Origin of the sequence: Pseudomonas fluorescens, from assembly GCF_902497875.1 — a bacterium.
GTDB classification, from domain to species: domain Bacteria; phylum Pseudomonadota; class Gammaproteobacteria; order Pseudomonadales; family Pseudomonadaceae; genus Aquipseudomonas; species Aquipseudomonas fluorescens_BR.
The window spans coordinates 38,530-51,506 of record NZ_CABVHY010000015.1 but is presented as its reverse complement, the minus strand read 5'-3'; the positions used below and the strand labels follow the sequence as shown (position 1 = coordinate 51,506).

At 60.7% G+C, this 12,977-nt stretch carries 13 protein-coding genes; 6 read left to right on the top strand and 7 right to left on the bottom strand.

Translation table 11 applies throughout. The features are described 5' to 3' along the window. Window positions 1-97: 97 nt before the first annotated feature. The gene (locus F8N85_RS16540; protein ID WP_150804727.1) at window positions 98-1,555 is read right to left on the bottom strand and encodes an N-acyl-D-amino-acid deacylase family protein; all 1,458 of its coding nucleotides are present in this window, start codon (window positions 1,553-1,555) and stop codon (window positions 98-100) included. Between the two features lie 202 nt (window positions 1,556-1,757). Here F8N85_RS16540 and F8N85_RS16535 point away from each other — a divergent pair, with 202 nt between their 5' ends. Both F8N85_RS16535 and F8N85_RS16530 read left to right on the top strand, forming a co-directional pair. After that, window positions 1,758-2,153: a lysozyme inhibitor LprI family protein gene (locus F8N85_RS16535; protein ID WP_150804634.1), complete on the top strand. Its 396-nt coding sequence runs from the start codon at window positions 1,758-1,760 to the stop codon at window positions 2,151-2,153. A gap of 282 nt (window positions 2,154-2,435) precedes the next feature. After that, window positions 2,436-3,923 (top strand): SulP family inorganic anion transporter, encoded by a 1,488-nt coding sequence (locus tag F8N85_RS16530; protein ID WP_150804633.1) that lies wholly within the window; start codon window positions 2,436-2,438, stop codon window positions 3,921-3,923. A gap of 161 nt (window positions 3,924-4,084) precedes the next feature. On the opposite strand, the gene F8N85_RS16525 is transcribed toward F8N85_RS16530, so the two are convergent. The 3 genes from F8N85_RS16525 to F8N85_RS16515 form a co-directional block, all read right to left on the bottom strand. Further along, on the bottom strand, window positions 4,085-4,978 hold the full coding sequence (locus F8N85_RS16525; RefSeq protein ID WP_150804632.1) for an NAD-dependent epimerase/dehydratase family protein: 894 nt from the start codon (window positions 4,976-4,978) through the stop codon (window positions 4,085-4,087). A 104-nt stretch (window positions 4,979-5,082) separates the two neighbouring features. After that, the gene (locus tag F8N85_RS16520; protein WP_150804631.1) at window positions 5,083-5,994 is read right to left on the bottom strand and encodes a LysR family transcriptional regulator; all 912 of its coding nucleotides are present in this window, start codon (window positions 5,992-5,994) and stop codon (window positions 5,083-5,085) included. A 184-nt stretch (window positions 5,995-6,178) separates the two neighbouring features. Further along, window positions 6,179-6,769, bottom strand: coding sequence for an NAD(P)H-dependent oxidoreductase (locus tag F8N85_RS16515; RefSeq protein ID WP_150804630.1), 591 nt, complete (start codon window positions 6,767-6,769; stop codon window positions 6,179-6,181). Between the two features lie 201 nt (window positions 6,770-6,970). Here F8N85_RS16515 and F8N85_RS16510 point away from each other — a divergent pair, with 201 nt between their 5' ends. Beyond that, window positions 6,971-7,285 (top strand): putative quinol monooxygenase, encoded by a 315-nt coding sequence (locus F8N85_RS16510; protein ID WP_150804629.1) that lies wholly within the window; start codon window positions 6,971-6,973, stop codon window positions 7,283-7,285. Here the strand turns inward: F8N85_RS16510 and F8N85_RS16505 are convergent. Continuing rightward, window positions 7,275-8,039 (bottom strand): sulfite exporter TauE/SafE family protein, encoded by a 765-nt coding sequence (locus tag F8N85_RS16505; protein WP_150804628.1) that lies wholly within the window; start codon window positions 8,037-8,039, stop codon window positions 7,275-7,277. The genes F8N85_RS16510 and F8N85_RS16505 overlap by 11 nt on opposite strands. Window positions 8,040-8,284: 245 nt before the next feature. Here F8N85_RS16505 and F8N85_RS16500 point away from each other — a divergent pair, with 245 nt between their 5' ends. From F8N85_RS16500 to F8N85_RS16490, 3 genes are all read left to right on the top strand, one after another. Beyond that, a complete protein-coding gene (locus tag F8N85_RS16500) occupies window positions 8,285-9,169 on the top strand; it encodes a LysR substrate-binding domain-containing protein (protein ID WP_150804627.1) in 885 nt (294 codons plus the stop codon). A gap of 65 nt (window positions 9,170-9,234) precedes the next feature. Further along, window positions 9,235-9,810 (top strand): NAD(P)H-dependent oxidoreductase, encoded by a 576-nt coding sequence (locus F8N85_RS16495; RefSeq protein ID WP_150804626.1) that lies wholly within the window; start codon window positions 9,235-9,237, stop codon window positions 9,808-9,810. Window positions 9,811-9,856: 46 nt separating this feature from the next. Further along, complete coding sequence (locus F8N85_RS16490) at window positions 9,857-10,228, top strand: MerR family transcriptional regulator (protein WP_150804625.1); 372 nt, start codon at window positions 9,857-9,859, stop codon at window positions 10,226-10,228. Between the two features lie 34 nt (window positions 10,229-10,262). On the opposite strand, the gene F8N85_RS16485 is transcribed toward F8N85_RS16490, so the two are convergent. Both F8N85_RS16485 and kynU read right to left on the bottom strand, forming a co-directional pair. Further along, window positions 10,263-11,675, bottom strand: coding sequence for an amino acid permease (locus F8N85_RS16485; protein WP_150804624.1), 1,413 nt, complete (start codon window positions 11,673-11,675; stop codon window positions 10,263-10,265). A 45-nt stretch (window positions 11,676-11,720) separates the two neighbouring features. Beyond that, window positions 11,721-12,971 (bottom strand): kynureninase, encoded by a 1,251-nt coding sequence (kynU, locus tag F8N85_RS16480; protein WP_150804623.1) that lies wholly within the window; start codon window positions 12,969-12,971, stop codon window positions 11,721-11,723. Window positions 12,972-12,977: the final 6 nt, after the last annotated feature.

Here is a 12,977-nt window from a genome sequence, read left to right as displayed (position 1 = left end):
AAGATCGCAGCCTGCGGCAGCTCCTACGGGGTTTGTGTTCACCCAGAGTTCGGGGGTATACACGGTCATTGCAGGAGCTGCCGCAGGCTGCGATCTTTTAATGGAACCCCCGCCGCAAATCTCCTGCCCGGGCCAGAAATCTCCCGTCACTGCGTCCAGTGACTATGCCCTGCGCATAACTGCATACGCCATTGACCCACACTCCATCGATGCCTTCAGCCGCCCGTTGCGGGTCGCTGAAATCGGCCACGTCGCGCACCCGTAGCGGGTCGAACAGCACCATATCCGCCCAATGCCCTTCGCGAAGTTCACCCCGTTCTTGCAGACCGAAACGCGCTGCCGAAAGCCCGGTCATTTTGTGTACGGCGGTGTGCAGTGGGAACAGTCCCAGGTCACGACTGAAATGCCCCAGTACCCGCGGGAAAGCCCCCCACAGACGCGGATGGGGGAACGGATCTTCCGGCAGGCCGTCGGAGCCGATCATCGACAGTGGATGGGAAAGGATGCGCCGCACATCGGTTTCGTCCATGCCGTAATACACCGCGCCCGCCGGTTGCAATCGGCGGGCGGTGTCCAGCAGCGACAGACCCCATTCGGCGGCGATGTCCATCAGGTCGCGGCCACCCACCTCGGGATGAGGCGTCGACCAGGTGATGGTGATGCGAAAGGCGTCGGTGACCTGTTTGAGGTCCAGGGTCGAAGAACTGGCCGCGTAGGGATAACAATCGCAGCCCACCGGATGGCTCAGCGCGGCGCGTTCCAGGGAGGCGAGCAGTTGCGGGCTGCGACCCCAATTGCCGGCACCGGCGCATTTGAGGTGGGAGATGATCACCGGTGCCCTGGCATGACGGCCGATCAGGAACGCTTCGTCCATTGCCTCCAGCACCGGCTCGAATTCGCTGCGCAAATGAGTGGTGTAGACCGCGCCAAATGCCGCCAGCTCTTCGGCCAGTTGCAGCACTTCATCCGTCTCGGCGCAAAAGGCACTGGCGTAGGCCAGACCTGTGGATAAACCCAACGCGCCCGCCTCCAGACTCGCGCGCAGTTGCTCGCGCATGGCACTGATTTCACCAGGCGTGGCGCTGCGATAGAGGTCGTCCATGTGGTTGTTGCGCAGCGCCGTGTGACCGACCAGCGCCGCCACATTCAGGGTTGGGTGCGCGGCTTCGACCGCGGCGCGGTAGTCGCCAAAGCGCGGGTAGACAAAAGCGCTGGCGGTGCCCAGCAGGTTCATCGGGTCCGGTGGCTCGCCGCGCAAACTCACCGGGGATGCGCTGATCCCGCAGTTGCCGACGATCACCGTGGTCACGCCCTGGCTGAGCTTGGGCAGCATCTGCGGCTGGCGGATCACCACGGTATCGTCATGGGTGTGGACATCGATGAAGCCCGGCGCCAACACTCGACCGCCCGCTTCGATCTCTTCATCGGCACAGGCGCCATTCAAGCTGTCGATGCGTTGAATGCGGCCATCCAGAATCGCCACATCGGCGAGGTAACCCGGGATGTTAGTGCCGTCGATGACCAGGGCATTGCGGATCAGCGTGTCGTACTTCATGTCAGTCTCCCAGCGGCAGGCATCGGCACCGCCGCGGTAGTCGTCCAGCGCCAGTATGATCCGGTGCCGACGCTCTTGATTGTCTTCAGGCTGAACCAGAGCCCGCTCGGTGGCAAGTACCTCGATAGCTAGCAGCATGCCTTGGCGCGGCTTAGACTGCGGATCTTGCGCTTTACGACCCATTGACCAGGAAAGGCCAACCATGAACCCCCGCTCTCTATTTACTACCTGCAGCCTGTTAGTGGCGTTTTGCGGCTCGGCTTATGCCGCTGACAACGCTGATAGCCCTGCCTACAAAAAGTGCATGGAGGCGTCGGGAGGCGTAACCGTCAACATGCTCGATTGCACCGCAGCTGAAATCCAACTGCAGGATACCCGGCTGAACAAAGGGTACAAGGCAGCCATGGCGGCGCTGGAGGCTGACAAGAAGAGCCAGCTGCAAAACGTCCAGCGGATGTGGATCAAGTACCGTGATGCCAACTGCGGATTGGTCGGCAGTTTGACGGGCGGGACCATCGACAGTATCAACGCTGGTTCCTGCGTTCTGGAGATGACCAGGACCCGGGCCCAGGAGCTGGAGTATCTGGTTGGGCCTTGATTAACAGATACGCGAATATCCTGTCCGGTGATCACTTGTGGCGAGGGGGCTTGCCCCCGTTCGGCTGCGAAGCAGTCGTAAAACCTGAGAATGCGGTATGCCTGTCACAATGGTGTTGCAGATTTTAGGGCCGCTGCGCGCCCCAGCGGGGGCAAGCCCCCTCGCCACAGCAAGCTCCCTCGCCACAGGGTTGTGCTCGGCTTTACTGGTCGGTCGCACCCTCTTCCCCAGTCCCGTAAACTCGCGTCCTTCGCACTCCCCCGCTCGACCCTGGACACCCCGATGCTTTCAACCGTCAAACAACACTGGTTCTCCAACATCCGCGCCGACGTGCTGGCCGGTCTGGTGGTCGCGCTTGCGCTGATCCCCGAAGCCATCGCCTTTTCGATCATTGCCGGGGTCGATCCGAAGATCGGTTTGTATGCCTCGTTCAGCATGGCGGTGGTGATTGCTTTCACCGGGGGTCGGCCGGGGATGATTTCCGCCGCGACCGGTGCCATGGCGTTGCTGATGGTGACCCTGGTCAAAGACCACGGTTTGCAATACCTGCTGGCGGCCACGCTGCTATGCGGCGCGCTGCAGATCGGCGCCGGGTTTCTCAAGCTGGGTTCGTTGATGCGCTTTGTTTCGCGCTCGGTGGTCACCGGTTTCGTCAACGCGCTGGCGATTCTGATTTTCATGGCCCAGCTGCCGGAGCTGACCAACGTCACCTGGCATGTCTACGCCATGACCGCCGCCGGTCTCGGGATCATCTACCTGTTCCCCTATGTGCCGAAGATCGGCAAGGTCATTCCCTCGCCGCTGGTGTGCATCCTGGTACTGACTGGCGTGGCGATGTGGCTGGGGCTGGATATCCGCACCGTCGGCGACATGGGCGAGCTGCCGGACACACTGCCGATTTTCCTCTGGCCGGATGTGCCACTGAACCTGGAGACGTTGAAGATCATCTTCCCGTACTCGGCGGCGATGGCGGTGGTCGGCCTGCTGGAGTCGATGATGACCGCCACCATCCTCGACGAAATGACCGACACGCCGAGCGACAAGAACCGCGAATGCAAAGGCCAGGGCCTGGCCAATATCGCCACCGGCCTGCTCGGCGGCATGGGCGGTTGCGCGATGATCGGCCAGTCGGTGATCAACGTGAAATCCGGTGGCCGCACACGGCTGTCGACCTTGATTGCCGGGGTCGCCTTGTTGTTCATGGTGGTGTTTCTCAGTGACTGGGTCAGTCGCATTCCGATGGCCGCGCTGGTGGCGGTGATGATCATGGTCTGCATCGGCACCTTCAGCTGGGACTCGTTGCGCAATCTCAAACGCTATCCGCTGTCGACCAACATCGTGATGGTGGTTACCGTGGCGGTGGTGGTCGGCACGCATAACCTGGCGTATGGCGTATTGGCCGGGGTGCTGCTGGCGGCGATGTTTTTCGCCAACAAGATGGGCCATTACCTGGCGGTGGAATCATCGGTCGACGCCGCCAACCAGCAGCGCACTTACCGGGTGATCGGCCAGGTGTTCTTCAGCTCCGCCGACAAATTCAGCGCCGCCTTCGATTTCAAGGAAACCTTGCGCAACGTCTGCATCGACCTGACCCACGCACACTTCTGGGACATCACCGCCGTCGCCGCGTTGGACAAGGTGGTGCTCAAGTTGCGCAGCGCTGGTGCCGAGGTTGAGGTGCTGGGATTGAATGAAGCGAGCGCAACCCTGGTGGATCGCTTCGGCGTGCATGACAAGCCGGAGGGGATTGAGCGGTTGTTGGAGCATTGATCCGGGTCTGGTTCGAAGCTCTGCGGCGAAGCTGAAGCCGCTTTCGCGAGCAAGCTCGCTCCCACATTGGATCGCGTCGCTCCAAAATATATGGGCTGGCGCTGGACCTGTGGGAGCGAGCTTGCTCGCGATGGCCTCAACTCGGTCTGGAGCGAATGCCCTCAGACCATCTCGTTACGAATCCACTCTACAACCGACGTACGCTTCGGCGCCCAACCGAGCATTTCGCGGGCATGTTTTCCGCGCACCCGGCTGTTGGAACCCAAGCCATAGTTGGCCATTTCATAACCCCACTCGGCTTCGGCATCGGCCAGCGGCCAGTCTTGCGGTTCACCCAGATCGAGTGCCTGAGCAATGGCGGTGGTCATTTCGATGAAGGACGCTTCGCCGCTTTCGACGAAGTAGAAAGTGCCGGGCACATTCTTCTCCAGCGCCAGCAGGTACAGCGCGACCACGTCTTCGATGTGCACGTTGGACCAGATGTTCTGACCCGGGCCGACATGCCGGACCACCCCGCTTTTACGCGCCTGTTTGAGCAAGCGTGGCAACTGGACGCTGTCGCGCTTGACCCCGAGGCTGTGGCCGTAGATCAGCGTGTTGCAGATCACTGCCGAGTTCACACCTTCGCGCGCCGCGGCGAGGATCAGATTGTCGATGGCCACGCGAGCAGCCTTGTCGACGGTCGGCTCCGGCAAGTTGTCTTCGTAGTAGATGACATCGCTGGATTTACCGCCGCTGGCATCGCCGACAATGCTCGAACCGCTGGTATGCAGGAAGGTCTTGTTCGTCCCGCGCAGCGCTCCGAGCACGGCTTCGACTGCTGCGCGATGGTCGCTGCTGGCGGCGTTGATCACAGCGTCTGCGGCGCGAGCCTGTTCGGCCAGCAGGACGCTGTCGTCGAGCGTACCGATCACTGGGGTAATGCCCAATGCGGTCATTTCTTTAGCTTGTTCGGCGCTGCGCACCAGGCCGGTGACTTGATGGCCGGCCTTGATCAGGCCAGTTGCGATGGAGCCACCGATAAAACCTGCGGCGCCGGTTACGAATACGTTCATGGAGAGGACTCCCTGCGTGAGTAAGTGATGGAACGAGTATCGAGGACTGATCCCTGTTGAAAAAGTCCGGATTGCCCAATTCAATCTTGCGCAGAGGTCACGAATCAGCCTTCGAACACCGTCATGGCGTAGGCCGCCAGCTTGCTCTGGATGAAGTCGAGGAAGCATTGAATACGCAACGCCAACTGCGAGTTACGGTAGTACACCGCATTGATCGGTTGCCGATAACCGCTATTGGCTTCGGCCAACAGCACCGTCAAGCGACCGGCCTTGATGTCATCGATGGTCATGAAATGCGACAGGCAGGCAATGCCCTGCCCCTCCAGCGCCAGATGGCGCAGGGTTTCACCGCTGGATGCCGAGATTCCCGGCTGAATCTGCCAGCGATCACCCTGGGCATGCCGCAAGGGCCAATGATTGAGGCTTTCGGTCTGGGTAAAGCCCAGCAGCGAATGCCCAGCCAGTTCTGCTACGGTCGTCGGTGTGCCGTGCTTATCCAGGTATTCGGGGCTGGCGAGGATGTGCAGCGGGCTGCAACCCAGGGAGCGGGCATGCAGGGTTGAATCCGCCAAGGGCCCGATGCGAATGGCGATATCGGTGCTTTGTTCGAGCAAGTCGATAATCAGGTCATTGCTGTTGAGTTCCAGCTGGATGTCCGGATACAAACGGCGAAATTCGTCAATGTACGGGACGATGGCGTGGAGCATGAACGGCGAGGCGGCGTTGATCCGCAAGCGACCCGAGGGTGTTTGCTGACGCGAGGACAAGCGCTCTTCGAGGTGATCCATCTGTTCGAGAATCAACTTGGCGTGCTCGAAGAAGTACTTGCCCTCTTCGGTCAGGTCCATGCGCCGCGTAGTGCGGTTGATCAGCGTGGTCTCCAGCTTGGCCTCGAGCCGCGACAGCGTACGGCTGACCGCCGAGGGCGTTTGTCCGACCTGCTCGGCCGCCGCGGAAATCGAACCGCACTCGATCACACAGACGAAAATCTGCAACTCATCGGATCTGGCTTTCACGTGTGTCCTCTTTAGCGGATCAGTCTGCAGCAAGATGGCCAAGATCGCAGCCTGCGGCAGCTCCTACGCCGACCGGGTATACCCCTGAATGTGCAGAAACACGCGATCCCGTAGGAGCTGCCGCAGGCTGCGATCTTTTCAGCGGTAAACCCGATACTAGCCGCAAGTCACACAAAAGAAACGCTTATCGCGGCAGGTTGAAAACCTCTTTCAGGTGCTGCTCGTAGCGCGCCACGTCGGCCTCGATAGCTGGACGTTTCATCACGTCGACGCAAAGGAACGTCGGCAGACCGCTCATGCCGAGGAAGGTGTTGGCCTTGTGGAACGGGAAATACACCGCGTCCACGCCCTTGGCTTCGAAGAAGTCGGTCGGGTCGTCGAAAGCTTGCTGCGGCGCGTTCCAGGTCAGCGAGAGCATGTATTGCTTGCCCTGCAACAGGCCGCCACTGCCGTATTTCTGCGAGGCATCGGAACGGGTGCGACCGTCGCTGGCGTACAGGCTGCCGTGGCCTTCAGTGAAGACTTCGTCGATGTACTTCTTGACGGTCCACGGTGCGCCCATCCACCAGCCCGGCATCTGATAAATGATCACGTCGGCCCAAAGGAACTTGGCGACCTCTTCAGCGAGGTCGTAACCCTCATCGATGTGGGTGACTTTCACATCGACGCCGCCGCGGTCCAGCACACTCAGCGCGGCGTCATGCAGGGTCGAATTGTAGCGGCCATCGGAGTGGGCGAATTTCTTGCCACCGTTGAGCAACAGGACTTTTTTCATGGTGAGCCTCATCAGGGTCCAATCGGCAGCGCTGTGGATAAGTCGCTGGATCGAGAAGGGTTAAAAAATGATGACGGCAGGGTATCGATGGAGCGCTGCGGGAATAAGCCAGAAACTGGCAAAATACATTTGACCCATACGCACGAATCACCAGCGGATTGTTGTCGTAGACTTTTCGAACCCGAATTTGAGGAGATCGACATGAGTGAGTTGCACGGCTTCATCCTGCACGCCGAGACCAAACCGGAAAAAGCCGAAGCCTTCGAAGCGCTGTTCCGCGCTTACGTGGAACCGAGCCGCGCCGAGCCCGGCTGCATCGAATACCACATGCTGCGCGACCAGCAAGACCCGACGCTGTTTATCTTTTACGAGATCTGGCAATCCCGGGCGCATCTGGATGTGCATTCGAACCTGCCGCACATGAAGCAGTTCTTCGAGCAGCGCATGGATTATCTGGAGCGCGATTTCGATATCCGTCGCATCGACATGCTCAGCCCGTCGTCCGCTAGCCGCTGATCAACAGGTGGCCGCCGAGTACGCCGAGGCCAATGAAGAACACCCGCTTGAACAGCACGGCACTGATTCGCTGGCGTAGCCACTGCCCCAGCAGCATACCCAGCAACGCCGGCATCAGGGCGAGTAGCGATGCACTCAACTCGCCACCGCCCAATGCCCCGCGCCAGAGCAGACCGGCGGCCAGCGCCAGGGTCGAAACAGTGAACGACAGGCCCAGCGCCTGTACCAGTTCATCCTTGCTCAACCCCAACGCCTGAAGGTACGGCACGGCCGGAATCACGAAGACGCCAGTGGCCGAGGTGATGATGCCGGTCAGTACACCGCAAAGCGGGCCGAGCCAACCCTCGGTGCCGGCGTTCACCTGCAAAGTCGGCAAGAACAGACCGCTCAAGGCGTAGAGCAACAAGGCCGCGCCCAGCGCCCGAACCACCCCATATCCACCATCGATCCCCAGCCACAACGTCCCTGCCGCGGTGCCGATAAAGATCGCCAGCAGCATTGGCCACAACCGTTTAACCAGCCCACTCAAATGCCCGCCAAAGGCCAGTTGCCAGACATTGGTCACAGTCGCCGGGATGATCAGCAGTGCTGCAGCCTGCGCCGGAAGCATAGCCAGACCGAGCAGGCCCATGGCGATGGTCGGCAGGCCGAGGCCGATCACGCCTTTGATCATGCCGGCCAGCAGGAAGGTGCCGATGACCAACAGAGATAAGGCCAGACCAAGGTTTTGGTAGAACGCGACGAGAGTATTCATGGCGTTATCCTGGGGCCTGGGATCGATCTTGAAAATTCGCCATATACTGAGGCTGCCTCTTGCTCAGCAAGAGGCTGTAAACTTTGTTGAGGCTGCCGACGCCATCGCGAGCAAGCTCGCTCCCACATTGGATTTGCAGTGCACACACAATTTTCACCCAACATAGATTCCCTGTGGGAGCGAGCTTGCTCGCGATAGGCGCCAGCCCAGTCAACTCATAACTTTCTAATCTCAGGCGCCCCAGCATGCACTTCGACCTGACCGACCTTCGCCTGTACCTGAACATCCTCGAAGCCGGCAATATCACCGCCGGTGCCGCCCGCAGTCACTTGTCGCTGGCGGCGGCCAGTGCGCGGATCCGGGCGCTGGAAGCTTCGTTGGGTACGCCCTTTCTCGAGCGCGGGCGGCGTGGCGTCAGCCCTACTCCAGCGGGCAAGGCCCTGGCGCAACATGCCCGGGGGCTGCTGCAACAGGCAGAACGCATGCAGCAGGATCTGGCTGAATACGCCAAGGGCGTCAAAGGTCAGGTGCGGCTGTTGTGCAACACCACGGCGATCACCGAGTATCTGCCGGAATTGCTCGCGGACTTTCTGCGCAGTCACCCCAACCTCGACATTGATCTGCAAGAACTGCCAAGCCTGCGCATCACCCACGCCCTGCGCCAGGGTTCGGCCGATCTGGGGATTGTCTCCGACGCCGTGGACACTCACGACCTCGAGACCCGGCCCTTTCGCGACGACCCGCTGGTGCTGATCATGCCGTCCGATCATCCCCTGGCCGCTGGCGGGCCACCGAGCTTCAGCGACACCTTGCTTCACGACTACGTCGGTCTGGCCGCCAACAGCGCGTTGGCGGTGTACCTCGAAGAACAGGCGCTGCACGTCGGCATCCGCATGCAAATCCGCATCCGCGCCGAAGGCTTCGACGGGGTGATCCGCATGGTCGCTCGCGGCGCCGCAGTGGCGATCGTGCCCCTGGCGGCGATCCAGCGCTGGACGGGCGATCAGCCGTTCAAAAGCGTCGCCCTGCAGGAAGACTGGGCTCAGCGAAAGTTGCTGCTGTGCGCGCGCTCATTCGACACTCTGCCCGGTTATGCCAGGGCCTTGCTTGAGGCCTTGATCGCCGAGTAGCGCACGCTTGACTCTCCCCCCAAGGACAGACTTTATCCTGCGGACTCCTGTTCCGGAGCGGTCTGATGAGCAAACGCATACTGGTGATTCTTGGCCACCCTTCCAGCGACAGCTTCTGTAGTGCGCTCACCGACAGCTACGTACAAGCCGCGCAAAGTGCCGGGCACCAGGTACGCCAGTTACGCCTGGGCACGCTGAGTTTCGACCCGGTGTTGCGCGAAGGCTACAATCAGCTCCAGCCCCTGGAAGCCGATCTGCTGCAAGCCCAGGCGGATATCACCTGGGCCGAACATCTGGCGTTTATCTATCCGATCTGGTGGGGCGGGATTCCGGCGTTGCTCAAAGGTTTTCTCGACCGGATTTTTCTTCCGGGTTTCGCCTTCAAGTACCGTGAAGGCAAGGCCTTCCCGGACAAACTCCTGCAAGGGCGCACCGCCCACCTGCTGGTGACCATGGACACGCCGCCCTGGTACTACCAATGGATTTACCGCATGCCCGGGCTGCACCAGATGCGCAAAACCACGTTGGAGTTCTGCGGCATCAAGCCAATCAAAACCCTCACCTTCGGGCCGATTCTCGGTTCCAAAGTTGCGCAACGGCAGACCTGGCTCAAGCAAGTACAGGCTATCGCCAGCCATTGAATCTCTCGGATAATGTACTCAGGGATATTCATAAAAGGGATTTTTCATGTACATCGGCAAAGCCGCGCAGCTGTCGGGAACCACCGTCAAGAGCATCCGTCACTACGAAGCCATCGGCTTGTTGCCGCCCGCACAGCGCCAGGGCAACTACCGGATCTACACCCAACAAAGCGTCGAGCTGCTGATGTTCATCAAGTGCGCCCAGCAACTGGGTTTCAAGCTCAAGGAAATGCAGGCGATGTTTGAGCAACATCGAGGCGAAGCCCTTCCCTGGGAGCTTGCGCAAGCCGCCATCGCCGCCAAAAAACGCGAGCTACTGGAGCGCATCGGCGCCTTGCAGCAACTCCACGCCGGTCTGGAGGCGTTCGAAGCCAGTCTTGAGACCGCCCAGGATCAATGCCGGCTCGGCAGCCTTTGAATGCCGCCGAGCCAGACGTTGATGGTTCCTTGCGCTAGGCCTTTGGCAGCGGGCTCAAGGCTGCAGCGGCCTTGGGTTTTCTAAAGAAGATCGCGTAGACCAGCGTGAGCAGCATCAGGAAAGGCACACCGAATACCAGGGTCATCTTGAAGGCTTCGGTGAAGTAGGTGGTGATCATCACCGCGCCCATCAGCACCAGCCCCAACAAGGTGCTGTAGGGAAACAGGCGCATGCGAAAGGACAGTTTCCGCTCGCCGTGGCGCTCGTGGTAGCGACGGAAACAGTAGTGGGTCAGGAAGATCATGAACCAGGTGAAGATCGCGCCGAACATCGAGATCGCCATCATCAAAGTGAAGGAGCTTTCCGGGTACAGCACGTTGAGCAAGGTGGCCAGGGCAATGCCTGAACTCGACAGCAACAAGGCATTGAGCGGGATCCCGGTCTTGCTCAACAGGCCCATGGATTCAGGTGCATAACCGCCACGGGACAGGCTGAACATCATGCGGGTGGTGATGTACAGCTGACTGTTCATCGCCGACAACGCCGCGATCAAAATCACGAAGTTCATCACCCCGGTTGCGCCCGGAATGCCAATGGTCTGCATGACGGTGACGAACGGGCTCTGGGCATGACCAGCCTGGACCCACGGCACAATCGCCAGCATCAGCGCCAGGGTCAGCAGGTAAAACACCACCAGTCGCACGATGGTTGCGCGGAAGGCTTTCTTCACCGCCCGCTCCGGGTCCTGCGCTTCACCGGCGGCCACCGCGATCATCTCCACGCTCAGGTAGCTGAAGATCGACACGATCACCGCAATCCACATCCCTTGCAGACCATGGGGAAAGAACCCGCCGTGGGCGGTGTAGTTGTGCACGCCGTAGTCCGGGTTGCCGGAACCGTACACCACGTACACCGCGAGGATAATGAAGCCGACAATCGCGCCGATCTTGATGGTCGAGAACCAGTACTCGAAGGTGCCGAAAGTCTTCACGCTGATGGCATTGAGCAGGATCAGGATGCTGGAGAACGAGACGATCCAGATCCATTCCGGGACGTTGGCAAACCAGTACTTCATGTACATCGCCACCGCCGTCACTTCCGTGCCGACCGCCAACACAATCGCCGCCCAATAGGCGTAGCGCACCAGGAACCCGGCCAACGGGCTGACGTAGAATTCGGCATAGGCGCCGAACGAACCCGAGGTCGAATGGGCCACGGTCATTTCCGCCAGGCAGCCCATCAACAGCAAGGTGATGATCGCGCCAATGGCATAGCTGAGCAGCACGCTCGGCCCGGCATAACCAATGGCGTAGGCACTGCCCATGAACAGCCCGGTGCCGATCGCCCCACCAATGGCGATCATGCTCATTTGCCCCGAGGTGAGCTGGCGCCTGAGGCCCTGCTCGCGATTGGCGATGCTTTCAAAACCAGTCTCGGTCGTGGTCACTCTGGGTGCCCCCTTATTATTGTGATTGGGTGTGCGGCAGACCGCTCAAGTCACGCTGTGGCGGATCTGGAACTGCTCCTGGGACCAGGTCTGCTGATCGAGAATCTCGCCGAGGATCTGCACCGCATCCCAGACTTCGGTGAAGCTGGTATACAGCGGGGTGAAGCCGAAACGCATGATCCGCGGTTCACGGTAATCACCGATCACGCCATGGGCGATCAGCGCCTGGATCACTGCATAACCTTCGGGATGTTCGAAACTGACATGGCTGCCACGTCTGGCGTGTTCGCGCGGGGTGATCAGGGTCAGCTCGTGCGCGGCGCAGCGCTGCTCGACCAACTGGATGAACAGGTCCGTCAGGGCCAGGGATTTGCTGCGCAGGCTGGCCATGTCGGTCTGGGCGAAAACATCCAGACCGCATTCGACCATGGCCAGGGAGGTGATCGGCTGAGTACCGCACAAATAGCGAGCGATGCCGCTGCTCGGCTCGTAACGCGACTCCATGGCGAATTGTCGCGAATGGCCGAACCAGCCGGACAGCGGTTGTGCCACCAGATCGCACAGCTCGGGTGAAACCCAGACGAAAGCTTGCGAGCCAGGACCGCCATTGAGGTATTTGTAGGTGCAGCCGATGGCGTAGTCGGCGCCGGCCTGATGCAGATCGACCGGCACCGCGCCGGCGGAGTGCGCCAGGTCCCAGATGGCCAGCGCGCCGCACTCGTGAGTCAGCGCGGTCAGGGCCTGCATGTCGTGCATGTAGCCGGTCTTGTAGTTGACGTGGGTGAGCATGACCACCGCGGTGTCCTGGTCAATCGCTTGCGGCAGCTCTTCGGGGCTGTCGACCAGACGCAGGGAGTAGCCCTGCTGCAGCATGTCCGCCAGGCCTTCGGCGATGTACAGGTCGGTCGGAAAGTTGCTGGTCTCGGTGACGATCACTCGCCGGGTCGGCGCCCGTGTGGCCTGCACCCGCAGGGCGGCACTGAGCACCTTGAACAGGTTGATCGAGGTGGTGTCGGTCACCACCACTTCACCCTCACGCGCACCAATCAGCCCCGCCAAGCGATTGCCCAGACGTTCAGGCAGGTCGCGCCAGCCAGCGCTGTTCCAACTGCGGATCAGGCCATTGCCCCATTCCTCGGCGATCACTGCCTGAGCCCGCGCCAGCGCTGCAACCGGGCGTGCACCGAGGGAGTTGCCATCGAGATAGATCACCCCTTCGGGGAGCGCAAACTGGTGACGCAGGGGCGCCAGCGAGTCCTGTGCATCAAGCACCAGGCAATCGTTTCTTGTAGTCATTGAGTG